This is a genomic window from Caulobacter sp. SRI_008 (assembly GCF_057586355.1).
The window spans coordinates 52,101-76,757 of the sequence record NZ_JBYCZS010000022.1 but is presented as its reverse complement, the minus strand read 5'-3'; the positions used below and the strand labels follow the sequence as shown (position 1 = coordinate 76,757).

General features: G+C 69.7%; 12 protein-coding genes. 9 read left to right on the top strand and 3 right to left on the bottom strand.

The annotated features are described in order from the left end of the window. Positions 1-152 precede the first annotated feature (152 nt). The 5 genes from AC2YHT_RS19025 (at position 153) to AC2YHT_RS19005 (ending at position 9,946) form a co-directional block, all read left to right on the top strand. On the top strand, positions 153-3,512 hold the full coding sequence (locus tag AC2YHT_RS19025; protein ID WP_487291465.1) for a TonB-dependent receptor: 3,360 nt from the start codon (positions 153-155) through the stop codon (positions 3,510-3,512). Between the two features lie 110 nt (positions 3,513-3,622). Next, positions 3,623-5,155 carry a tryptophan halogenase family protein gene (locus AC2YHT_RS19020; RefSeq protein ID WP_487291463.1) on the top strand — a complete coding sequence of 511 codons (1,533 nt, stop codon included), beginning with the start codon at positions 3,623-3,625 and terminating at the stop codon, positions 5,153-5,155. Then, positions 5,152-6,660, top strand: coding sequence for a tryptophan 7-halogenase (locus AC2YHT_RS19015; protein ID WP_487291461.1), 1,509 nt, complete (start codon positions 5,152-5,154; stop codon positions 6,658-6,660). The genes AC2YHT_RS19020 and AC2YHT_RS19015 overlap by 4 nt, the downstream gene beginning before the upstream one ends. After that, positions 6,657-8,186, top strand: coding sequence for a tryptophan halogenase family protein (locus AC2YHT_RS19010; RefSeq protein ID WP_487291459.1), 1,530 nt, complete (start codon positions 6,657-6,659; stop codon positions 8,184-8,186). Before AC2YHT_RS19015 ends, AC2YHT_RS19010 begins: the two co-directional genes overlap by 4 nt. A gap of 110 nt (positions 8,187-8,296) precedes the next feature. Further along, positions 8,297-9,946 (top strand): GH35 family beta-galactosidase, encoded by a 1,650-nt coding sequence (locus tag AC2YHT_RS19005; protein WP_487291457.1) that lies wholly within the window; start codon positions 8,297-8,299, stop codon positions 9,944-9,946. A gap of 9 nt (positions 9,947-9,955) precedes the next feature. Here the strand turns inward: AC2YHT_RS19005 and AC2YHT_RS19000 are convergent, their stop codons facing one another. The 3 genes from AC2YHT_RS19000 to AC2YHT_RS18990 are packed head-to-tail and all read right to left on the bottom strand — an operon-like array spanning position 9,956 to position 14,533. Further along, on the bottom strand, positions 9,956-13,009 hold the full coding sequence (locus tag AC2YHT_RS19000; RefSeq protein ID WP_487291455.1) for a TonB-dependent receptor: 3,054 nt from the start codon (positions 13,007-13,009) through the stop codon (positions 9,956-9,958). Then, on the bottom strand, positions 13,006-13,947 hold the full coding sequence (locus AC2YHT_RS18995) for a FecR family protein (protein WP_487291454.1): 942 nt from the start codon (positions 13,945-13,947) through the stop codon (positions 13,006-13,008). Before AC2YHT_RS18995 ends, AC2YHT_RS19000 begins: the two co-directional genes overlap by 4 nt. Beyond that, positions 13,925-14,533, bottom strand: a complete 609-nt coding sequence (locus AC2YHT_RS18990) for an RNA polymerase sigma factor (RefSeq protein ID WP_487291452.1) — start codon at positions 14,531-14,533, stop codon at positions 13,925-13,927. The genes AC2YHT_RS18995 and AC2YHT_RS18990 overlap by 23 nt, the downstream gene beginning before the upstream one ends. A 298-nt stretch (positions 14,534-14,831) precedes the next feature. Here AC2YHT_RS18990 and AC2YHT_RS18985 point away from each other — a divergent pair, with 298 nt between their 5' ends. The 4 genes from AC2YHT_RS18985 (at position 14,832) to AC2YHT_RS18970 (ending at position 24,598) form a co-directional block, all read left to right on the top strand. Further along, on the top strand, positions 14,832-15,176 hold the full coding sequence (locus tag AC2YHT_RS18985) for an HU family DNA-binding protein (RefSeq protein WP_487291450.1): 345 nt from the start codon (positions 14,832-14,834) through the stop codon (positions 15,174-15,176). Next, positions 15,176-17,824, top strand: a complete 2,649-nt coding sequence (locus tag AC2YHT_RS18980) for a glycoside hydrolase family 3 protein (protein WP_487291448.1) — start codon at positions 15,176-15,178, stop codon at positions 17,822-17,824. The genes AC2YHT_RS18985 and AC2YHT_RS18980 overlap by 1 nt, the downstream gene beginning before the upstream one ends. Beyond that, positions 17,821-20,958: a glycoside hydrolase family 2 TIM barrel-domain containing protein gene (locus AC2YHT_RS18975; protein WP_487291446.1), complete on the top strand. Its 3,138-nt coding sequence runs from the start codon at positions 17,821-17,823 to the stop codon at positions 20,956-20,958. The genes AC2YHT_RS18980 and AC2YHT_RS18975 overlap by 4 nt, the downstream gene beginning before the upstream one ends. A 178-nt stretch (positions 20,959-21,136) precedes the next feature. Next, complete coding sequence (locus tag AC2YHT_RS18970) at positions 21,137-24,598, top strand: TonB-dependent receptor domain-containing protein (protein ID WP_487291445.1); 3,462 nt, start codon at positions 21,137-21,139, stop codon at positions 24,596-24,598. Positions 24,599-24,657: the final 59 nt, after the last annotated feature.

Sequence of the window (24,657 nt, the reverse complement as noted above, 5' to 3'; positions counted from 1 at the left end):
CGTTGAGACGGGCGCGACGGGAGGAAGCGCGACGCCGAGCATGCTTGGCCAAGGCTTCCCATACATCGGCGGCGAACGCCGTCATTGCCAAGGCGAAAGCCCTGGAAACTTGAGGGGACGCGCCCACGGCGCGACCTGGGAGGGGACGAGCTATGAGAACCACGCGAATCCGCATGGCCGGATGGATGGGCGGCGCTTCGGTCGCGGTGCTGCTGAGCGCGGCGCCGGCCTTGGCGCAGGAGACGGTGTCGACCGCTCCGGCTGCATCCCAGGCCTCGCCTTCCGACGCCGTCGAAGACAACGCTGTCGACGTCGTCATCGTCACCGGCCAGCGCGCCGCGCTGAAGTCGGCCCAGCAGATCAAGCGCGACGCCGACACGATCGTCGACTCCATCACCGCCAACGACATCGGCGCGTTCCCCGACAAGTCGGTCGCCGAAGCGCTGCAGCGCGTGCCGGGCATCACCGTCAACCGCTACGCCTCGACCAGCGACACCACCCACTTCTCGGCCGAGCCCTCGGGCGTCATCGTCCGCGGCCTGTCGCAGGTGCGCTCGGAGTTCAACGGTCGCGACACCTTCAGCGCCAACTCCTCGCGCGGCCTGTCCTGGGGCGACGTCTCGCCCGAACTGATGGGCGGCGTCGACACCTACAAGAACCAGACGGCCGAACTGATCGAAGGCGGCATCGCCGGCAGCATCAATCTGCGTACGCGTCTGCCTTTTGACAGCGCTGGCCGCACGATCGGCCTGACCACCTCGCTGAACTACGGCACCCTGTCCGAGCAGCTGACGCCGGAAATCTCGGGCATCTACAGCAACCGCTGGGAGACCGAGATCGGCGAGTTCGGCCTGATGGTGAACGGCTCGCACTCCGAGCTGAACACGATCTCCGAAAGCGCCCAGTACGGCCGCATGGGGGTCTTCGAGGACACCGCCGCCTATGGCGCGGGCAAGAAGTACATCCCGTCGTGGTACCGCCTGGCCCACACCGAGTTCGACCGCACCCGCAACGGGATCTCGGCGGCCGGCCAGTGGCAGGACAACGACCACAAGTTCCTGGCCACCGTCCAGTACAACAAGTCCAGCTACGAGAACGTCTGGAACGAGCGCTCCGTCCAGGGCAGCGCCTTCAGCCTCTACGCCCAAGACCCGCGGATGGTGATCAGCAACGCCAGCAGCTGGCTGTCGCCGGCTTCGGGCTCGAAGTTCACCTTCGACGACGAAGGCAACTTCGAAAGCGGCATCATGACCTCGCCGCTGGGCTGGGTCGGCAACACCACCTCGGCCAGCCCCGACTGGGCCGGCTACCTGATCGGCCAGACCTCGACCGGCCAGCCGGTCATCGACCCCTGCTACGGCTGGACCGGCCGCACGGACTGCGTGGCCGAGCAGCGCGGCGCGGAAATCTCGACCGACACCCGCTACAACTACAACAAGCAGTCCACCCAGGATCTGTCGTTCAATCTGAAGTGGGAGGCCACCGAGCGCCTGCGCTTCAACTTCGACGTCCAGAAGGTCGACGCCAGCGTTCACAACTACGACGCCGACGTCGGCATGGTGGCCTATGGCAACCTGCAGATCGACGCGACCGGCGATCATCCGAAGATGACCTTCCTGCCGGGCACCAACATCAACTACGCCGCCGGGGGGCTGGGCAACCCGAACGCCTGGCGCTTCAACAACGTCAACAACCACCTGGAAGACAGCGAGGGCGAGCAGCTGGCGCTGCGCTTCGACGCCAACTACGACCTCGGCGACGGTTGGCTGAACACGCTGAAGGTCGGCGCCCGCTATGCCGACCGCGAGCAGACCGTCCGCTGGAGCGCCTATAACTGGGGCGGCATCGCCAACGCCTGGGGCTGCGACAACCGCGGCGTCAACAGCACCGACTACCTCTGGTACAACGCTGATCGCACGGCCTCGGCCACCAACGTCAACGGCGACTGCGACGCGGCGACCGCCAACACCACGTTCAGCGGCTGGTCGCCGAACCTCACCGACGTGCGTAGCTTCAACAACATCTTCGACGGCAACGTCCTGAACTCGGGCCTGCTGACCTTCACCAGCATGGACGTGGTCAAGGACCTGGCCGCGCTGCAGAAGGCGTTCGGCTACGCCAACACCGGCGTCGGCTCGTCGAAGTGGAACGCGGTCTGCTACCGCGCCGGCGAGACCAACTGCTACCTCCCCGAGGAAATCGCCGACGTCGAGGAAAAGACCCAGGCCGTCTACGCCATGCTGAAGTTCGGCGGCGGCGACCACACGGTGTTCGGCTTCCCGGTCAGCGGCAATCTCGGCGTCCGCTATGTCGAGACCAAGAACACCAGCAACGGCGCGACGATCTACGCCGACATGTCGACGCTGACCTCGCAGACCTGCGGCACCAACGCGCCGCCGACCGACCCGATCACGGGCCTGCCGCTGAACATTCCCTATCTGCCCAAGACCATGGGCTGCTACGTCTCGGCCGACGACTTCAAGTTCGCCAGCGGCGGCGGCACCACCGGTTCGGCCAACGCCAAGCACCGCAACGTGCTGCCGAGCTTCAACCTGAAGGTAGACCTCAACGACGAATGGCAGGTTCGCCTGGCCATCTCGCGGGCCATGTCGCGTCCCGACATCGGCTACATGAAGAAGTACCTGAAGATCAGCGCGACGCTGCCGAGCACGACCAACCTCAGCGATCCGTTGTGGGTCAAGGACTCGGCCGGCACGATCACCGCCGCCAACGTCCAGTACACGGCCGACGCCTACAATCCGTACCTGAAGCCGATGACGGCCGACCAGATCGACATCAGCCTCGAGCACTACTTCTCGGAAGTCGGCTCGCTGACGGTCGCGCTCTTCTACAAGAAGTTCAACGACTACATCCAATACGGCGGCTTCTACCAGGACGTCACCAACAACGGCGTGACCCGCTCGGTCTTCACCCGTGGCCCGATGAACGGCGACGGCGCCAAGATCCGCGGTGCGGAAGTGGCCTACCAGCGCTACTTCGACTTCTTGCCCGCGCCCTTCGACGGGCTGGGCATCCAGGCCAACTTCACCTACCTGGAAAACAAGGGCGTCAAGAACCAGAACCTGACCAACGCCTCGGGCAACGGCAGTTCCAACACCAGCGGCGGCGGCATCTCGCAGTCCGCTGGCGCCATCCGGGTGGACAGCCTCGAGGGCCTCTCGAAGTACTCCTACAACGTCGTGGGCATGTACGAGAAAGGCCGCTGGGCCCTGCGCGCCGCCTACAACTGGCGCTCCAAGTACCTGCTGACGGCCATGGACTGCTGCCTGCTCTATCCGATCTGGCAGGACGACGCCGGCTATCTCGACGCCTCGATCCGTTACCGGGCTACCGACAACCTCGAGATCAGCCTGCAGGGCAGCAACCTGCTGAACACCGAGTCGGTGCTCAAGCAGCAGGTCACCGACGCCGACGCCGGCGGCCTGCTCAAGGACAACGCCTGGAACCGTACGGACCAGCGTTACCTGCTGACCTTCCGCTTCAAGTACTAGCGGCGATCAAGGAGGGGCGGGCCATCGGTCCGCCCCTTCGATTTTGCGAGACAAACGGCCTGGGGGCGGCGAACTTCAGGGCCGGTTCCTGGGGAGGAAGTCCGTCGGTCATGGAAGCCAATACGCCTCTTGAGATCGTCATCGTCGGTGGCGGCACGGCCGGCTGGATGGTGGCGACCGCCCTGGTCAGCGGCCTGCGGCCGCATCAGGCTCGGGTTCGCCTGGTCGAGTCCGATGATATCGCCACCGTCGGGGTGGGCGAGGCCACCATCCCCGCCATGCGCGACTACAACCGCTTCGTCGGTATCGACGAGGTCGAGATGCTGCGGGCGACTAACGGCACCTTCAAGCTGGGCATCGAATTCCTCGACTGGGGCTTCAAGGGCTCGAACTACCATCACCCCTTCGGCGTGCACGGCCAGTCGATCGGCGGCGCGGGCTTCCATCACCAGTGGAACCGGGCGCGGCTGGCGGGCCACGAGTTCGACATCGAGGACTTCTCCTACGCCATCGCCGCTTCGCGCGCCGACCGCTTCGAGTTTCCCAATCCGAACCCCGAGGCCATCGATTCCACCTACAGCTACGCCTACCATTTCGACGCCAGCCTCTATGCGAAGTTCCTGCGCAAGGTGGCCGAGAGCCGGGGCCTCAAGCGCACCGAGGGCAAGGTCGTCGATGTCACCCTGGACGGCGCGAGCGGCGACGTCGCCTCGATCACCCTGGCCTCGGGCGAGGTGATCAAGGGCGACTTCTTCGTCGACTGCACCGGCTTTCGCGGCCTGCTGATCGGCCAGACCCTGAACAGTCCGTTCGAGGACTGGACCCACTGGCTGCCCTGCGACCGGGCCTGGGCCGTGCCCTGCGCCCGCGCCGGCCGCTTCACGCCCTTCACCCGCTCGACCGCCCGCGAGGCCGGCTGGCAGTGGCGTATTCCGCTGCAGCACCGCACCGGCAACGGCTACGTCTATTCCAGCGCCCACATCAGCGACGACGAGGCCGCCGCCGTCCTGCTGGCCAATCTCGACGGCGAGGCCCTCGACGATCCGCGCCCGATCAAGTTCAAGGCCGGCCGCCGCACCGCCTCCTGGATCCGCAACGTCATGGCCGCCGGCCTGTCGAGCGGCTTCCTCGAACCCCTGGAGTCGACCAGCATCTATCTGATCCAGATCGCGGTCATGAACCTGCTGAAGCTCTTCCCCGGCAAGCGGGTCGAGCCGGCCCTCGTCGAGGACTTCAACCGCCGGGTCGACATGGAATACGACCGGGTGCGCGACTTCCTCATCCTGCACTACCACGCCAACACCCGCACCGACGGGACGCTGTGGAAGCAGTGCCGCGAGATGCCGATCCCCGACAGCCTGCGCGATAAGCTGGAGCTGTTCCGCCATCGCGGCCATGCGCCCAACTATCGTGACGGCCTGTTCGCCATGCCCAGCTGGATCTCGGTGCTGCTGGGGCAGGGGGTGACGCCGCAGGGCTATGATCCCATGGCCGACAACGCGCCCCTGGCCCAGACCCTGGCCGAGCTGGAGCGCCAGCGCGCGGCCATCGCCCGCCGGGTTCCGGCCATGCCCAGCCACGCCGAGTTCATCGACCGCCATTGCGCCATCCCCGCCCGCGCCGCCGCGGAGGCCATGGCGTGAGCGGGCCGGTGAAGACCGTCGTCGTCGTCGGCCGGGGAACCACCCCGTGGCTGACCGCCCTGGCCCTGCGCCGCGCCTTCGGGGCCGGCGGGCTTTCCGTCAGCGTGGTCGAGACCGGAGCACCGACGCCCGGCCTGTCGCACGCCGGCGTGCCGGCGCTGGGCAACCTGCACCAGCTGCTGGGCCTGTCGGAGGCCGAGGTGGCGCGGCGCTGCGGCGCGGTGCCCTCGCTGGGCCAGAGGTTCGCGGGCTTCGCCGGCGACGGGACGGCCTTCCTGCACCCCTACGACACCCACGGCCAGTCGATCGACTATGTCGACTTCACCCACCACTGGGTGCTGGCCCGCCGGCGCGGCCTGCAGGCGGCGCTGGAGGACTTCTCGCTCGGCGCGGCCGCCGCCAAGCAGGGTCGCATCGTCGAGGGCGATGACCCAGGTCGGCTGTCCGTCCCCGGCGTCGGCCTGCATGTTGACGCCACGGCCTATGCGGCGCTGCTGCGCCACCACGCCCTGGCGGCCGGCGTCGCCGTCGACCAGGGCGCGGTCACGCAGATCGAGCGCACGGGCGACCTGATCGCCGCCGTCGTGCTGGAGACCGGGACGCGGGTCGCCGGCGACCTGTTCATCGACGCCGGCGACGGCGCCCTGATCGGCCAGATGCCGGGCGCGGGGTTCGAGTCCTGGAGAGACTGGCTGCCCTTCGACCGCGTCCTGCCGCTGGCCGGGCGTCGCCTCAGCCCAGCGCCGGCCTTCGCCCACATCGAGGCCGTCGACGGCGGCTGGATCGGGCTCTATCCGCTGCTGGACCGCACGGCGGGCCTGGCGGTCTATGACTCCCGTACGACTGACGGCGAGGCCATGCTGCGCCGGGCCCAGGCCGTCTCGGCCCTGGGCTGGCGGGCGGGCGAGCCCTTGACCCTGTCGCCCGGCGTCCAGACCCGTCCATGGATCGGCAACTGCGTGGCCGTGGGCGAGGCGGCGGTCGCCCTCGACCCGTCGGACGCCGGTCCGCTCTACAGCCTGCAGGCGGCGATCTCGCATCTGGTGACGCTGTTCCCGGTCGACGCCGCCGGCGGGCCGGAGGCAGGCGCCTACAACGCCGCCGTGCGCGCCCACGCCGCCAGCCTGCGCGACTTCCAGGCCATGCACTATCGCCTCGCCAAGCGCAGCGGCACGCCGTGGGAGGCCGTCCGCGCGGTCGAACCGCCGGCCGACCTGGCCGCCAAGCTGCGCCTGTTTTCCGTCCGTGGCGTCGTGCCGGCCCGCGAGGACGAGGCCTATCAGGCCGCCAACTGGGCCGCCTGCATGATCGGTCACGGCCTGATCCCTCAGGCCCACGATCCCCTGGCCGAGGGCGTCGCCGAGGCCGAGCAGATCCAGGTCTTCCAGACCATCCTGCGCCGCATCGCTGTTGAGGTGGGCCAGATGCGCCCGCTGGAGGCCAGGCTCGCGGCCCTCGCGCCGCGTCCTGCCCCGGCCGCTCCCGCGCCCCTGAGGTTCACGTGACCCAAGCTGTCCGCAACATCGTGGTCGTCGGCGGCGGCACCGCCGGCTGGATGACGGCCGCCGCCCTGTCCCAAGTCGTCGGCACGCAGCGCTATTCGATCACCCTGGTGGAGTCCGAGCAGATCGGCACCGTCGGAGTGGGCGAGGCGACCATCCCGATGATCCTGCTCTTCAACAAGGTGCTGGGTCTCGACGAGGACGTCTTCATCCGCGAGACCAACGCCACCTTCAAGCTGGGCATCGAGTTCGTCGACTGGCGCAAGCGCGGCCACAGCTACTTCCACCCGTTCGGCCTTTACGGCGCCGACATGGACGGCGTCGGCTTCCAGCACTTCTGGCTGCGCTGGGCCCGCGAGAGCGGCCAGACCGACCACAGCCTTTTCAACGCCGAGTCCCTGGCCGCCAAGGCCGGGCGGTTCCTGCGCGCCCCGCCCCAGAGTCTCGCGACCCTGCCCAAGATCAACTACGCCTTCCAGTTCGACGCGGCGCTCTACGCGGCCTTCCTGCGCCGCTACGCCGAGGCCCGGGGCGTGGTCCGCGCCGAGGGCAAGATCTCGGGCGTCGAACGCGACGGGGAAAGCGGCCATGTCTCGCGTCTGGTGCTCGACGACGGCCGTACGATCGAGGGCGACTTCTTCGTCGATTGCTCGGGCTTCCGGGGCCTGCTGATCGAGGAGACCCTCGGCGCCGGCTACGACGACTGGAGCCAGTGGCTGCCCTGCAACCGCGCCGCCGCCATGCCCTGCGCGCGGGCCGGCGAGCTGACCCCCTACACCCGCGCCACCGCCCGTGAGGCTGGCTGGCAGTGGCGGATCCCGCTGCAGCACCGCACCGGCAACGGCTACGTGTTCAGCGACGCCTTCATCGCCGAGGACGAGGCTGTGCGGCTGCTGGGCGAGCGCCTGGACGGCGCGGCTCTCGCCGACGCCAAGGTCCTGAAGTTCACCGCCGGCCGCCGCCGCAAGAGCTGGATCGGCAACGTCCTGGCCATCGGCCTGTCGAGCGGCTTCCTGGAGCCGCTGGAGTCGACCAGCATTCACCTGGTCCAGGCCGCGATCGCCAAGCTGCTGGCCCTGTTCCCCAAGACCGGCTTCGACCCGTGGGTGGTCGACAAGTTCAATCGCGAGATGTCGCTGGAATACGAGCAGGTCCGCGACTTCATCATCGCCCACTACAAGGTCACCGAGCGCGACGACACCGAGTTCTGGCGCTGGTGCCAGGCCATGGTCCCGCCCGACAGCCTGACCCAGCGGCTGGAGGTGTTCCGTAGCCGCGGCGAGGTGCTGGTCGGCCAGCAGGAGTTGTTCAAGGAGACCAACTGGTTCGCCATACTGGCGGGGCAGGGGCTGATCCCGGAAGACTACCACGCCGTCGCCGACACCATCTCGTCGGACGAGCTGCGCCGGCGCGTCGGCATGATCCGCTCGGCCATCAACGAGCGCGTGGCCGGCATGCCGCCGCACGACCTCTATCTCGACAAGGCCGGCCTGCTGGGCGCGGCGGCGCGGGCCGCCGTTCCGGCTTAGCTGCACAGATTGGTCGGACCATTCTTGCGATTGGTATGACTTCTCGTTGACAAGCCGGTCTCCGTCGTCCGAATGCTAGCGGTAACAAAGAGCGTTGGCGGGAGGCGTGGGTGAGGGGCTTGAAGACCTGGTTCGGGGCGGGCGCGGCCGCCGTCGCGCTGCTGGCGGCGCAAATCGCCTCCGCCGAGATCCCTCGCCTCGAAAAGCATGGAACCAGCGCCCGCCTGGTCGTCGACGGCAAGCCGATGCTGGTGCTCGGCGGCGAGCTCGGTAACTCCAGCGCCTCCAGTCGCGCCTACATGGCCCGCCACTGGCCGCGCCTGAAGGCGATGAACCTCAACACCGTGCTCGCCCCCGTCTCCTGGGAGCTGGTCGAGCCGAAGGAGGGCGTCTACGACTTCTCCAGCGTCGATGATTTGATCGCCGACGCCCGCGCCCAGGACATCAAGCTCGTCCTGCTGTGGTTCGGGGCCTGGAAGAACAGCATGTCGACCTACGTCCCAGCCTGGGTGAAGCGGGACCAGGCTCGCTTCCCCCGCGTGCGGGCGCAGGACGGTTCGAGCGTCGAGATCCTGTCGGCCTTCTCCGATGACACCCGCAAGGCCGACGCCCGGGCCTACGCCGCCCTGCTGGCCCACCTGAAGGCGGTCGACGCCGATCGAAACACCGTGCTGATGGTCCAGGTCGAGAACGAGATCGGCATGCTGCCCTCGGCCCGCGAACACGGCCCGGCCGCCGACAAGGCCTATGCCGGCGAGGTCCCGGCCGCCCTGATCCAGCGCCTGAAGACAGGCGGCGAGGCCGTCGAGCCGGAACTGCGCGACCTCTGGAAGCGCAACGGAAGCAAGGACAAGGGCGCCTGGGCCGCCGTCTTCGGCGCCGACGAGGCCGGGCAGGAGGTGTTCACCGCCTGGTCCTACGCCCGCTACACCGAGGCCGTCACGGCCGCCGGCAAGGCCGCGTATCCGCTGCCGATGTACGTCAACGCCGCCCTGAACCGCACTGGCAAGAAGCCCGGCGAATACCCCAGCGGCGGGCCGCTGCCGCACCTGCTCGACGTCTGGAAGGCCGGCGCGCCGAGCCTGGATCTGCTATCGCCCGACATCTATTTCCCGAACTTCAGCGACCTGGCCGCCCGGTTCGTGCGGCCCGACAACGCGCTGTTCATCCCTGAAGCCAACAACGCCAGCGCCCCGGAAACCCCGGCCAACGCCTTCTACGCCTTCGGAAACCTCGACGCCCTGGGCTTCTCGCCCTTCGCCATCGAGAGCGTCAACGCCGACGAGCAGAAGGCCATAACCGACGCCTACGCGGTCCTGCGCCAGCTGACGCCGGCCCTGCTGGCCGCCCAGGGCAAAGGGACGATGGCCGGCTTCAAGCCGCGCGTGCTGGAGGACGGGACGGTGCAGGACGCCCCCGTCAGCAAGGTGATGGGCGACTACCGCTTCGAGGTCGGCTTCATCGATCCCTGGACGCCCAAGGCCGCCCAAAAGCCGGCGACCCACGGCGGCCTGATCATCCAGGTCGGTCCCGAGGACTACCTGATCGCCGGGCGGGGCATCGTCGTCACCTTCGCCGGGGCGGGGAAGGGGCCGCCGCTGGCCGGCATCGACCGCGCCGAGGAGGGCGTGTTCGACGACCAGGGCCGCTGGATCCCCGGCCGCCTGCTCAACGGCGACCAGACCCACCAGGGCCGGCACATCCGCCTGTCGCCCGACCAGTTCCAGATCCAGCGGGTGCGGTTCTACCGGTATCGGTAGAGGCGCCCCTCACATCCGCCACCGCAACCCCACCCGCAGCTCCCGCCCCGTATCGTGGCGATAGGTCGGGATCAGCGTGCGGTCGCTGAACTGCCGCTGCGGCGCGCCGGCCAGGTTGGAGGCTTCCGCCGTCAGGGTCAGGCTCGACGACAGTTCCAGCCGCGCAGCGGCGTCCAGCGTGGTCAGCGGATCCACCCCGTCCACGTCGCCGCCGTTCGGGGCGGGGATGGTGGCGATGTAGCGGCCGCGATGGCTGAGCGCGACCCGCGCCTCCAGGCCGGGCCGCTGGTAGGCCAGCGCCAGGTTGGCCGCCAGGCGCGGCGCGCCCAGGGCGTCCTGCATGTCCACCCAGGCGCCGGTCTGGTCGAGCAGCCGCACCATCGTGCGGGTGTAGGCGCCCGCGCCCTGCAGCGTCCAATGCTCGGCGAGAGCGGCGCGGAACGAGGCCTCTGCCCCGGTCAGGCGCCCGGGTCCGGTGTTGATCGGCCGCGAGAACTGCCAGATCGGCAAGCTCGGCGAGCAGTCCAGCGCCGCCCCGCAGGCCGCCGCCGCCACGCTGTCGGGAAGGCCGAACGGATTGGCGGCGAACGGCGCGGGCCGGGTCGTCGTCGACTGCACGGTGGTGGCGATGTTCTTCCGATAGACCGCCGCCTTGACCTCCAGGCCGGGCCTGGGCCGCCAGTCCACCGACAGGTCGAAGGCGTCGGCCCGCGTCGGCCGCAGGTTCGGATTGCCCGACGAGGCGGTCTTGGCCCCGGTGGTCGACAGCCCCACGCCGGGCCGCAGGCTGATCAGGTCGGGCCGCACCATGACCCGCGCCGCGCCGAACCGCACCACGACGTCCGGCGCGGCGCTCCAGGCCAGGTTCATCGACGGCAAGGCCGACCAGTAGGCGTTCGACGCCGTTGTCCAGCGCAGGCCGGCGTCGGGCGCCACGTCCAGGCCGCCGGCCTCGATGCCGGTGCGCACCGCCCGCACCCCGGCCTCGCCCCAGACCCTTCGGCCCGCGTCGCGCGGCACGGCCAGTTGCAGGTAGAGCGCGTCGGCCCGCTCGGTCACCGCGTAGTTCAGCGCCGCCACCGGGCCGGGGCCGGTCTGGTAGCAGGCCGCGTCGGGGCAGGCGGCCGCCAGCGCCCGCGCCACGTCGAAGGCCAGCCATTGGCTGGGGGCGCCCGTAACGCCGAAGTCCACGCCTTGGCCGACCAGCCGCGCATAGTCGGCCACCGACAAGCCCGAAAGGCCGCCGGGCAGCACGCTGTTGACGTTGCCGATGCCGCCGTCCGAGCGCATCCGCGCCGCCCCGACGGTGCGATAGGTCTTGGCCAGCACGCCCACGCGCCAGTCGATCGGGCCCGTGCGGTCCTCCAGGTCCATCGCCAGCGACCGGTAGCTGTTGTCCACCCAGTTGGGATCGGAGCGGAACTCGCTGGCGGTCCAAGCGCCGGGCGTGGTGAGAGCCGCGTCGCCGAAGCTCAGGGCCGGCCGGTCGCCGTCGGAGAAGTCGTAGGCGAAGCCATCGACGTCGAACTGCTCCAGATAGAGCGTCTGCTGCACCGGATTGCTGAAGTCCGAGCGGCTGAAGCCCAGCAGCACCCGACCCTCGACGCCCTCCCGGAAGCGATGGCTGGCCGCCAGCGTGGTCTGGCGGAAGACGGTGCTCAGCTCGTCCCGCCGAGCCTCGGAGCGCACGTCCACCCCGTCGAAGCGGCCGGCGATCAGCACCGGCTTGCGGCCGCCGTACATGACGATGTCGGCGCTCGTCACCGTCACCGCGTTCAGCCCGCAGCGCGGATCGGCCGGCGCGCCGCAGACCCCCGGGGTGCGGAAGGTGAAGCTCTCCAGCAGGTTCTCGCGCCGGTTCGAGCGCAGCTCGGCGTAGATCACGTCCAGCGCGATGCGTGTCGCATCGCTGGGCCGCCACTCCAGCGAGCCGGTCAGGCCCAGGCGCTGCTGGTCGATCTCGACCAGTTCCAGGCGCGGGATGCGGGCGTGCAGGGCGGCGTTGACGGCGCCCAGGTCCAGCGGGGCCAAGGCGGCGCCGAAGCCCGGTGCGACGGCGTCTCCCGTCTCCCACTGACCGGCGCTGGCCCCGGCCTCCAGCGTCGAGCGTCCGGAATAGGCGGCCGAGACCAGCACGCCCAACCGGCTCGCGTCGTCGCGCCCCGACAGCACCGCCGACACCCGAGGCCGGCCGCGATCCGACAGCGTTTGGTAGCCGGCCTCGGCCACCAGCATCGCGTGCCGCCTGGGCAACTCCAGCGGCGAGCGGGTGCGCATGTCGACCGTCGCGCCCAGCGAGCCCTCGTCGAGGTCGGCCGAGGCGGTCTTCTGCAGGCGGACCTGCTTGAAGAGGTCGGCGGCGAAGACGTTGTAGTCGAAGGCTCGGCCGCGATTGGTGCCGCCGATGGCGTTGCTGGCCCCGAAGGTCGCCAGGGTCTCCATGCCGTTGACGCGCACCCGGGTGAAGCGGCCGCCCACCCCGCGCACGGCGATCTGGCGGGCCTCGCCGGCCTCCGGTCCGGCCGCCACGCCGGGGATCTGCCGCAGGGCGTCGGCCAGGCCAAGGGCGCCGGCGCTCCGCAGCTGTTCCTCCAGCAGCACGTCCACCTGGCCAGGCGCGTCGCGGGCGGCGTCCTGCGCCGGTTCGGCCAGCGGCCGGGCCACTACGCTGATCGCCGAGACGGTGATCAACTCTTCCGTCTCGATCGTCGGAGGGGACGGGCGGGGGGCGACGGGCGAGGTGACCACCACCTCGCTGCGCCGCCTCAGCGCCACGACCCCGCCCGTCGAGATCGTGAAGTCGAGGTCCGAACCCGCCAGAAGGGCCCGCATCGCCTGGTCCAGCGACATCGATCCGGAAAGTGCCGGCGCGCGCCGGCCGGCGGTCAGGGTGGCGGGGGCGGCGATCGGCGCGCCGGTCTTGGCCGCCACCGCCAGCAGCGCCGTCGCTAGCGACTGGGCCGGCTGGTCGAAGGAGAAGCGCCGTTCAGGCGGCGCTGAATGGGCCGGCGTGGCGACCAGCCCCGCGACCGCCAGCGCGCCGATCGCGGGCGCGATCCTCATTTCGTCGCGTCGATCGTGCGGCTTCCGTCGGCCGCGACCCGCACGCCGACCGGCAGGATTTCCGGTAGGCTGGCGACGAAGCGGTCGGCCTGGTCGAGCTGGAAGCTGGCGGTGATCCGCAAGGCGGCCGCACGCGGCGTCGCACGCACCGCGTGGCCCCGCGCCGCCAGATCGGCGACCACGTCGCCCAGCGGCGCGTCGGCATAGGCCAGGCGTCCGCTTCGCCAGACGGCGGCCTCGGCAGGCGCGGCCAGCTTGCCAGTCTGCGCGCGGCCGCCGTCGATCTGCACGTAGTCGCCGGCCCCCAGCCGCGCGACCTGGCGGCGCTCGCGACCCTGGTAGACCGCCACCCGGCCTTCCTCGACCGCCACCCGCACCTGGCCGCCGGCCCCGGCCCGGGTGTCGAAGCGGGTGCCCAGCACCTCGACCTGCGCGCCGCCCACCGCCACCTGGAAGCGACGGCCGTCGGCCTTGCGCACCGCGAAGAAGGCCTCGCCGCGTTCCAGCACATAGCCCCGATCGTTCCAGCGCGAGGCCTGGGCCAGTCGCGCGCCCGGCGCGAGCACTGCCGTGCTGCCGTCCTTAAGCGCCACCTGCCGGACGACGGTCCCGGCCTCGAACGGCGCGGGCGGCGGCGCCAGCACCAGAGCCGTGACCAGGCAGGCCGCCAGGGCCGCGCCGGCGGCGATCCAGCCGACCATAACGCGGCGAGGGGAGGGCCTCTTCAGCGCCTGCACCTGGCCCAGCGCCTGCACCTGGCCCAGCGCCAGCAGCAGCGCCTCAGCTTCCTCATAGGCGCGGACATGCGCGGGATCGGCGTCCAGCCAGGCGCGCAGCTGGGCCGAGCGCTCGGGCGGGAACGGCTCGCCCAGCACCGCCAGGGCCCAGGCCCGGGCCTCCCGCCCGATCGGCGAGTCAGGATCGACGGCTGCGTTCACGGGACAGGCCTCTATAGTCGATGACGCCGCGCGCCAGGGCGCGCTGGCAGACGGCGGCGGCTTCGTCGATGGTCTTGCGCACCAGGGCCTCGGAGACCCCCTCGCGGCGACCGATCTCGGCGAAGCTCAGCCCCTCGATGCGGTTGGCGGCCAGATAGCGGCGATGGCGCTCGGGCAGGCCGGCCACCACCTTTTCCAGCAGCTTCAGGTCGTCTCGGGCGATCAGTGCCCGTTCGACGTCCGGCGGTTCGTCCGGCTCCAGGGCCGGGGCCGAGACGTCCAGCAGCCGGGCCGTCCGCTGGCGGCTGCGCCGGCCGTCGAGGGCCAGGTTGATGGCGACGCGGAACACGAAGGCCCGGGGGCTTTCCAGCGCCCGGTCCGACGGCCGCTCGCCCAGCTTCAGGAAGGCCTGCTGCGCAACATCTTCGGGATCGGGCGGGCCGCCGCCGAAGCGCGCGCGCAGGAAGGCGCACAGGTCGCTCCAGTCCTGGGCGTAGGCGTGGCGATAGGCCGACCGGTCTTTCCACAGCTCGGCCCCCCACAGCTCGGATTTGTCGCGAGCCTCTGGCCGCTCCGCCCTCGACACGGGGCCTCCCCAATCACCCGGTTCTGGCCGGTGGGCGGACGATGCTGGCGAATGTCCGCAGGATCAATGCGCGGCAAAAAATATGCACCTGCCGCGATTTTCTTGTGCGGATCGGCAAGGCGGAAACGTCGTTCGTGGTCAGGTGAAAACTTGCTGAAATTTCCTGCAATTATTTAAGTTACCGGTACCTTTTTCGCTTTTCGTCGTGATTGCGACATGCTTATTTCAATCATGACACCGGTGGCTATCCGGGCGAGACGGCCGACAAAGGCCGCGATTGGGAAGGGGAGGCGGCGCCATGAACAGCTCTGCACGCGACTCGCAAGCGTCGCCGGACGGCCGCGCCGAGGCCGAAGCCCGGCCCGCCGAGGAGCCCGTCTTCGACATCGGCCGCGCCTTCCAGACAGATGTCGGCGACATGCTGACCCGCTCGCTGTGCCGCCAGATCCGCCAGGCCCTGCTCGAGGGCAAGGCCGTCGAACTGCCGGGTCTTGGCCGTTTCGAAATCCGTGACAAGCGCCGCTACGGCCTGGTCAATCCCTCCAGTGGCGCCCGCGCCGACCTGGGCGGAGAACGCGCCGTCGTCTGGCGTCCCGACCGCAAGCTGCTGCGCGACCTGAATTCTTCCCGAGGCGATGTTTGATGCGTGTTTCCGTTCCCGGCCGTCGCTTCGGCCTCGTCTCCATGCTCACCCTGGCGCTGGCTACGGCGCCCGCCGCCGCGTTCGCCGCCGACGCCTTCCATGACGTGAGCCTCTCGCCCGAAATCCGCGCCACCGACCTCGTCTCGCGCATGACCCTGGAGGAGAAGGCCGGCCAGCTGAAGCATGCTGCTCCGGCCATCCCGCGCCTGGGCGTTCCCGCCTACAACTGGTGGAGCGAGGGCCTGCACGGCGTCGCGCGGGCCGGCGAGGCCACGGTCTTCCCGCAGGCCATCGGCATGGCCGCCACCTGGGACGTCCCCCTGATCCACGACGTGGCCGACACCATCGCCACCGAGTTCCGCGCCAAGTATCTCGACAAGCGCGGCCCCGACGGCGCGGTCGCCCAGTATCGCGGCCTGACCGTCTGGTCGCCCAACATCAACATCTTCCGCGATCCGCGCTGGGGCCGGGGTCAGGAGACCTGGGGCGAGGACCCGCACCTGACCGCCGCCTTCGGCGTGGCCTTCGTCGAGGGGCTGCAAGGCCCCGACCCGGCCCACTACAAGACCGCCGCCACCGCCAAGCACTTCGCCGTGCACAGCGGTCCCGAGGCCGACCGCCACCACGACGATATCCACCCTTCTAGACACGACCTCGCCGACACCTACCTGCCGGCCTTCGAGGCCCTGGTGAAGCAGGGCAAGGTCGAGGCCGTGATGTGCGCCTACAACGCCGTCGACGGCGTGCCCGCCTGCGCCAGCGACGTCCTGCTGAAGGACACCCTGCGCGGCAAGTGGGGCTTCAAGGGTCACGTCGTCTCCGACTGCGCCGCCATCGCCGACGTCTTCCTGCCGACCTCGCACAGCTACGTGAAGACGCCGGCCCAGGCCGTGGCCGTCAGCGTCAAGGCCGGGACCGACCTGATCTGCGCCGAGTTCGGGGCCGACAAGAGCGCCGAGATCGGCCCGATCGTCGAGGCGGTGAAGACCGGGCTGATGAGCGAGGCCGAGCTCGACCAGGCCGTCCGCCGCCTGTTCGTGGCCCGCATCAAGCTGGGCCTCTTCGACCCTCCGGCCAGCGGCCCCTACGCCGCGATCACCCGGGCCGACAACGACACCCCGGCCAACCGCGCCCTGTCGCTGAAGACGGCCCAGGCCTCGATGGTGCTGCTCAAGAACGACGGCCTGCTGCCGCTGAAGGCCGCGCCCAAGCGCATCGCCATTATCGGCCCCAACGCCGACAGCCTCGACGCCCTGGTCGGCAACTACAACGGCACGCCCTCCAAGCCCGTGACCGTGCTGGCCGGCATCCGCGCCCGCTATCCGGACGCCCAGGTCACCTATGTCGAGGGCACGGGCCTGGTCGGCGCGCCGATGGCGACCCTGCCCAATGACGTCCTCTGCGCCGACGCCGCCTGCGTGGCCAAGGGCGTCAAGGTCGAGACCTTCCAGGGCCTGGAGCTAGCCGGCGCCGCCAAGATCGACGCCGCCGCCAACGTCCAGCTCGCCTGGGGGCGGCCGCAGCGGGAAAGGCGCCAGACGTCAACGCGTTGGAGCGGCTATCTCAAGCCGACCGAGACCGGCGTCCACCGCTTCACCCTGCGCGGCGAGGGCGGCTATCGGGTGATCGTCGACGGCAAGGTCGTGGTCGACGCCTGGAAGCGTCCGGCCGACGCCACGCCGGAGGGCGCCGTCGCCCTGACCGCCGGCCAGGCTCACGCCATCACCGTCGAGGCCTGGCAGGACGGCGACCGCGGCGACCAGCGCCTGACCTGGAGCCGTCCCAGCCAGGGCGCCGAAGCCGCGATCGCCGCGGCCAGGGACGCCGACCTCGTGCTGTTCGTCGGCGGCCTGACCGCCAAGCTAGAGGGCGAGGAGATGTCGGTTCGCGCCCCGGGCTTCGCCGGCGGCGACCGTACCCGCATCGACCTGCCCGCGCCGCAGGAGGCGCTGCTGGAAGGCCTGCAGGTCAGCGGCAAGCCGGTGGTGCTGGTGCTGATGAACGGCTCGGCCATGGCCGTGAACTGGGCGGACGAGAAGCTGCCGGCTATCGTCGAGGCCTGGTATCCGGGCGGCGAGGGTGGCCATGCGGTGGCCGGCCTGATCGCTGGCGACTTCAACCCGTCCGGCCGCCTGCCGCTGACCTTCTACCGCTCGGCCGACCAGCTCCCGCCGTTCAAGGACTACGGCATGGCCGGCCGCACCTACCGCTATTTCGGCGGCGAGGCGCTCTATCCGTTCGGCCATGGCCTGAGCTTCACGACCTTCAAGTACGGCCAGCCGAAACTGGCCAGGAGCGTCAAGGCCGGCGAGGGGCTCAAGGTCTCGGTGGACGTCACTAACGCCGGCCAGCGAGACGGCGACGAGGTGGCCCAGCTCTATGTTTCGCGGGGCGGCGCCGGCGCGCCGGTCCGGTCGCTGAAGGGCTTCCAGCGCGTGGCGCTGAAGGCCGGTGAGACCAAGACCCTGACCTTCGATCTCGATCGCTCGGCCCTCAGCGTCGTCGATGCGGCGGGCGTGCGTTCGGTCGAGGTCGGCCCCGTCGACCTCTGGATCGGCGGCGGTCAGCCCGTCTCGCGTCCGGGTCTCGCCAAGCCCGCCGGTGTCGCAGCCCGTCTCGACGTCTCCGGCCGCAAGGTGCTGCCGTGAAGCTCGATCGCCGTTCCTTCCTGGCCGCCGGCGGCGCGGGTCTCGCCGCGACGGGGATGGCCGCGCCCGCCTCGGCCGCCGACCTCCTGGCCGTGCCCGACGAGGGCTGGAGCCTGTGGATCGACCAGGCCGCGCCGTGGAAGGACGACGTGCTGCACCTGCCCAGCGCCGTTGATCTGCCGACCCTGCCCATCAATCCGCCGACCGGCGGCTGGACCGCGCTGAAGGCGGCGGACGCCATCACCGTCAGCCTGCCGACCACGGTCGAGGAGCACTTCTGGGGCAGGTTCGCCTCGCGTCCCTACGGCGCCGACGAGTACCGCTACGCTGAGGACGACGACGTGCCCCGCTACGGCGCCTACAAGGGCGTGTCCTGGTGGTCGCGGTCGATCGACGTCCCCGCCTCCGCCAAGGGCAAGCGCGTCTTGCTGAACCTACGCGGCGCGCGGCTGCGGGCCGAGGTGTTCCTGAACGAGCGGCTGGTCGGCTATTCGATCATGTCGGAGCTGCCCTTCGCCTGCGACCTGACGACGGCGATGCAGCCGGGACAGGCCAATCGCCTCTCCATCCGCATCACCAATCCCGGCGGCCGCTTCGACTGGCGCGACAGCACCACCATGGCCTGGGGGAAGGTGAAGCTGTTCGCCTCCCACGGCTTCGGCGGTCTCGATCGCGGCCTGACGCTGAGCGTCCATCCGCTGACGGCGCGCATCGACGACGCCTGGGTGCTGAACACGCCGCAGCCGCGCACCGTCACGGCCTTCATGGACGTGGTGCTGGAAAAGCCCGTCGCGAGCCCGCAGGCCTTGCGCGCCAAGGCCTCGGCGACCCTCGTCGACGACAAGGGCGTGCCCGTCGCCGCCGATATCAAGCTGGAAGACATCGAAGTCCTCGAAGGCGGCCGCCGCCTGCGCGTCCGCTTCTCGGTGACCGCGCCCAAGGCCGATCTCTGGGACCTCGACACGCCGCGCCTGCATCGTCTGCGTCTGTCCTGGGCCGAGACCAGGCGTGACATCGACACCCGCGAGGTCCGCTTCGGCTTCCGCTGGTTCGGCGTCGAGGGCGTGGGGACCAACGCCCTGCTGCGGCTGAACGGTCGCCGCATCCGGCTCTATTCGGCGATCTCCTGGGGCTATTGGGGCTTCAACGGCCTGTGGCCGACCAAGGACCTCGCCCGTCGCGAGGTGACCTCCGCCCGGACGCTGGGCCTCAACGCGCTGCATTTCCACCGCAACGTCGGCAAGCCCGAGGTCTTCCAGGCCATGGACGAGATGGGCCTGCTGCGGGTGATGGAGCCCGGCGGCGGCCGCCACGCCATCGGCCGCGACCTCAAGCCCGGCGAGACCCTGCCCCCCGCCGACGCCTTCAGCCGCCAGTTCATGGTCGAAAAGTGCCAGGCCATGGTGCGCGCCTTCCGCTCGCACCCGTCGCTGGCCCACTACACTCTTCAGAACGAGATCGGCGCCAACCTCGCCAATCCCGACGTGCAGCACGTGCTGAAAGCCATGCACGACCTCGACCCCAGCCGCGCGGTCATCCTCAACGACGGCTTCGTCAAGCGCGGCGCGGCCCAGGCCATGTACCTGCCTTACGACGACCACTACTACCGCTCGGACGTCGAGGAATGGGGCGGCTGGTGGGTGGAGCACCAGGGCGCCGGCGACCAGTGGTACGACCGCTTCTACGCGTCCAAGGACGACTACATCCACCGCCAGACCGGCAAGCCGTTCATCGTCGAGTTCGGCGAGATGCAGGGCTGCGCCGTCGCCGACAACCACGTGGCCATGGTCGCGGAGATCCTGGCCAAAGGCGGCAAGAGCTACGACCTCGAAGACCACAAGGCGATCGTCGGGGCGACCAGCGCCTTCCTCGACCGCTGGAGTTTCCGCAAGGCCTTCCCCACGACCGAGGCTCTGTTCCTGTCGGTCGGCGCCAAGGCCTACGAGGCCTGGCGCAACTACCTGGAGAACATCCGCCTGGGCGAGACGGTCGACGTCGCCGCCATCTCCGGCTGGGAAAGCACGGCGATCGAGAACCATTCGGGCATCGTCGACGTGCTGCGCGGCTTCAAGGCCGATCCGGCCCTGATGAGCCAGAGCCTGCGGCCGGCCCTGGCCGTCGCCAAGCCCCGAAAGCTGGCCTATGCGCCGGGCGAGGCGGCAGAGCTGGACCTCTGGCTGTTCAACGACACCGGCAGGCCGGTGAGCGGCGAGTTGGTGTTGAGCGTGATCGGTCCTGACGGCGCCGAACGGGCGGCGGGACGCTGGCCTGCCCCAGCCCACGAACCTGACCGCTTGTCCTGGCTGGTCGCCGAAAGCGTCCGCACCCCGGCCTTCGAGCGGGAAGGGCGGCACGTGATCCGTCTGGTGCTGGCGGGTTCGGGCGAGGTGGTTTCCGACCGCGAGATCTGGTTCGCCGCACCGCACGGCGCGCCGCGCCGTAAGCTGAAGCTCGCCGTCTCAGGCGTCGCCAAGAGCCTGCGCGTCCAACTGGAGAAGCAGCCCGGCGTCGCGGTCGAGGACTTCAAGCCCGGCGTCCGCTACGACGGGATCGTCGCCTCGGGCCTGAAGGCCGACGAGATCGTCCGCCGTCAGGTCGGCGAGCAGACCGGCCTCGAGGCCCAGCCCAAGAAGGGCGAGAAGGTCGAACTGGTGCTCGGCGAACTGCCCGCCGACGTGCTGGCCGCCGTCGCCGCCGGAACTCCGCTGCTGGCCGTGGTGCAGGAAGACGGCCTGGCCGAAGGCGTCGCGCGGCAGCTCGCGAGCCTTGGCCTCTTCACCTACGGCGGCCAGGTCGGCGGCCTGCGCGCGCCTTGGATGGGCAACTGGAACTACGTCCGGTCCCACCCGACCTTCGCCGGGATCCCCGCCGATCGCGCCATGAGCGTGCTGCACCAGGTCGAGGGCCAGCCCTCGAATGGCCTGATCGTGGACGGGGAGGGCGTCGAGGTCATCGCCGCCTACAGCCGCGACCACGACCGCCGCAATGGCGCGGCCAGCCTGATCGCCCGCAAGGGAGTGATGCGCGCGCTGGTCCACCGGCTTCCCGACATGGCCCCGCCGCTCCAGGCCCGCTGGCTGAGCAACGCCCTGGACTGGCTGGCCGCCGATCCGATCACGAGCCCAGGAGGGTGAGCGACGATGTCTAGTGCGTAGAGCCTGACCTGACGGCCGGTCCGCCGGCCGTCCGAGACCACACCAAGAGATCAGCAACGGCCTTCCCGCCGCCGCGCCCCTGGCGCGGCGCACGGGAGCGCTTGCGCCAAATCCGACGCGTCCAAGGGCGCGATCCATAATGGGAGGGAAAAGGGAAATGACTATTCAGAACAAGGCTGCGCCGCGGGCGCGGCTGTTGGCCGGCGCTTCGCTGGCTGTGCTGCTGAGCCCCGCGTTCGCCATGGCCCAGGCGCCGGCGAAGCCGGCAGCCGACCAGCCGATCACCGACAACGCCGTCAGCGAGGTGGTCGTCACCGGCTATCGCGCCGCGCTGCGAAGCGCCATCGACACCAAGAAGAACTCCGACGTTATGCTCGACGCCATCAACGCCGAGGACATCGCCGACTTCCCCGATTCCAACCTCGCCGAGTCCCTCCAGCGCCTGCCGGGCATCTCGATCGACCGCGACAACGGCGAGGGCCGCACGATCAGCGTGCGCGGCCTGTCGGGCGACTTCAGCCGTGTACGGATCAACAACATGGAGGCCCTGTCGACCGGCGCGGCCAACGACTCCGGCGCCAGCCCCAACCGCTCGCGCGCCTTCGACTTCAACGCCTTCGCCTCGGAGCTGTTCAGCTCGGTGCGGGTGCGCAAGTCCTCCTCGGCCGAGGCCGACGAAGGCTCGCTGGGCGCCACGGTCGACCTGATCACCGGCCGGCCCTTCGACTACAAGAAGAGCGCCTTCGCCCTGTCGGCCGAGGACAGCTATTACGAGAACGGCAAGAAGCACAGCCCGCGCATCACGGGCCTGGTGTCCAACCGCTGGTTCGACGGCCGTATGGGTCTGCTGCTGTCGGCCGCCTACGCCAAGCGCACCTCGGAGGACGACACCTACGCCCGGGGCGGCGGTTCGGCCGACTACACCTATCGCGGCTCGACCTGGACCGGCGACGAACTGCCCGGCCGCGCCGGCTTCGCCGCGCCCACCGGCACGGTGTTCACCGCCCTGATCCCGACCACCCTGACTGGGGCCGCGCTCGACGCCTACAAGGCCAATCCGGCCAACTACTACAATCCGATCGCCAATCCGGCCGCCTATGCGGAACTGACCGGCTCGGACCCTGCCGCCTACGCCAAGCTCTATCCCAACTGCGCCGCCGCCGCGGCCCAGTCGGTGGCGACCCTGACCCCGGTCTCGCCGGGCTGCAACGACAGTCTGATCCGCTTTCCGGCTTTGCCCTCGATCGCCCAGCGCGACGTCGAGACCGAGCGCCTGGGCCTGACCGGCTCGTTCCAGTTCGAGATCGGCCCGCGCACCAAGCTGTCGGTCGACGGCCTTTATTCGCGGTTCGAGAGCGTTAGCACCAACTACCAGCTCTCGCCGGTCGGGCTGAACCGCAACAACACCAACGCCAGCTACCAGTACGGGGCCAACACCCCGACCGCCACGGCCCGCGCCGGCAGCGCCATGACCGACGCCCAGCGCCGCGCCCTCTATCCCGGCGGCTGCACCTTCACGGCCGAGACCGACCTCAACCCCGGCCAGGACTGCGGCCAGCAGCTCTACGGTTCGACCCCGGTCAGCGGCTACGCCTACAGCTACAACCCTTACAACCTGGATCCCTACGAGTACTACACCAACCCGTCCTCGCCCGGTTACGCCGGCTCGGCCACGTCCCTGCCGTTCCGGGGCGACCTGATCGGCCGCCCGTCGGTCAAGCTGCTCGACGCCGAGGTGGTCGGCCAGAACGCCGAATATCTGAAACTCGGAAACGTCGACTGGCGCTCGGGCGCCGACCGCGGCGCCTACACCACCGACTTCCGCCAGGTCTCGGCCGAGCTGACCCACGAGTTCAGCGACAAACTCAAGGCCGTGGTCGCCTACGGCGCCTCGCGCTCGGAGAACAAGAACCAGGGCACCCTGGTCGAGTTCAACTACATGGACGCCCAGGAGGCCTTCATCTTCGACGAGCGGGGCGCCAAGGGCATGCCGCGCTTTGACGTAGGCTTCGACGCCGCCGACCCCACCAAGTGGGGCATCGTCAAGGGCTTCTCAGGGATGCGCAACTACACGCGCAACACCCTGAACACCTACAATGGGATCAAGGGCGACGTGACCTACGAGGTCGATGAGCACTGGACCCTGAAGTTCGGCGTCACCGGCCGCAAGTACGAGTTCTCGACCGACCAGTACGAGCGCAACAACGACCTCCTGAACCCCACCGAAAAGGAAGCCGGCGTCAGCGTCGCCTCGCTGGGCCAGGTGATCGAATTCGGCCAGGGCCTCGACGTGCCGGCCGGCTCGACGACCCGCTTCTTCGCCCCCAGCCTGGAAGCCTTCGACAAGGTCTTCGGCTTCACCTGCAACTGCATCAACAAGTACGGCGACTTCCGCATCACCCGGAAGCGCAACCGCTCGGCCTCGTTCGAGGTGGCCGAGAAGAACCTCGCCTACTACGCCCAGTTCGGCTTCAACTACGAGGTCTGGGGCGGCCGGCGCCTGTTCGGCAACATCGGCGTGCGCCAGGCGGAAACCGAGGTCGAGTCCGCCGGCGAGACCACGGCCGGCCGCCGCATCACCGGCGAGAACAAGTACAGCGACACCCTGCCGTCCGGGAACCTGACCTGGGAGGCCTGGGACAACCTCTATATCCGCTTCGCCGCCGCCAAGGTCATGGCCCGTCCGCTGCTGGGCAACCTGTCGCCGGCCATCACCGGGGTCAGCATCCCGGGCGACGGCTCGGTCACCGGCGGCACGCTCACCGTCGGCAATCCCAAGCTCTCGCCGTTCCGCGGCAAGGCGTTCGACGTGGCGGCCGAATGGTACTTCGCCAAGGGCGGCCTGATCAGCCTGGGCTACTTCCGCAAGGACATCGACTCCTACCCGCAGACCGTCTTCTACGAGGCCCCGCTGTCGGCCTTCCTCGACGCCGACGCCATCGCCCAACTGCGGGCTCAGTTCCCCGGCGAGACCGGCGGTGACGTCTTCCGCCGCGCCTATATCGACGCCGACAATGTGATGCTGGCCCGCCAGGTCCGCGACGCACCGGGCGGGGTGCTGCAGGGCTTCGAGTTCAGCTACCAGCAGGATTTCACCTTCCTGCCCTGGTACTTCAAGAACCTCGGCGTCCAGTTCAACGTCACCAAGCTCGACACCGAGCTGAAGTACATCCTGGATCCAGGCGCGGTGAACGCCACCACCGGCGCGGTGACCAAGGCGCCGGTCTACGGCACCGGCCCCTGGCTCGGCGCTTCGCCCAAGGGGGTCAACTTCACGGTCTATTACGAGACCAAGAAGTTCAACGCCCGCGTCTCGATGGCCCAGCGCGACGAGTACTACACCAAGTACCCGGTCGGGGCCGGCAACTGCGACCCGGGCCTGCAGGCCAACGGCTCGGCTTGCGACGGCCCGCTGATCAACGAGTTCGACGGGGCGAAATCGACGATGAACGTCGACTTCTCGATGCGCTACCAGCCGCTCAAGCAGGTCGCCATCACCTTCGAGGCGCTGAACATCACCGACGAGAAGTCCGAGCGCTTCACCTTCACTGACCCGGTGATCCTCTCCTACGGCGGCAGCGGCCCCAACTACCGGATCGGCGTTCGCTACAAGTACTAGCGGCGCCTGAACCACTGGCCGTCCGCGCCCCTCCGCGCGGCGGCCGTCCCCTTCGGCTG

What these genes read in the sequence shown, in the direction of transcription:
- AC2YHT_RS19025 (WP_487291465.1), top strand. Translation starts at nt 153, where the DNA reads ATGAGAACCACGCGAATCCGCATGGCCGGATGGATGGGCGGCGCTTCG.
- AC2YHT_RS19020 (WP_487291463.1), top strand. Translation starts at nt 3,623, where the DNA reads ATGGAAGCCAATACGCCTCTTGAGATCGTCATCGTCGGTGGCGGCACG.
- AC2YHT_RS19000 (WP_487291455.1), bottom strand. Translation starts at nt 13,009, where the DNA reads ATGAGGATCGCGCCCGCGATCGGCGCGCTGGCGGTCGCGGGGCTGGTC.
- AC2YHT_RS18985 (WP_487291450.1), top strand. Translation starts at nt 14,832, where the DNA reads ATGAACAGCTCTGCACGCGACTCGCAAGCGTCGCCGGACGGCCGCGCC.
- AC2YHT_RS18980 (WP_487291448.1), top strand. Translation starts at nt 15,176, where the DNA reads ATGCGTGTTTCCGTTCCCGGCCGTCGCTTCGGCCTCGTCTCCATGCTC.
- AC2YHT_RS18970 (WP_487291445.1), top strand. Translation starts at nt 21,137, where the DNA reads ATGACTATTCAGAACAAGGCTGCGCCGCGGGCGCGGCTGTTGGCCGGC.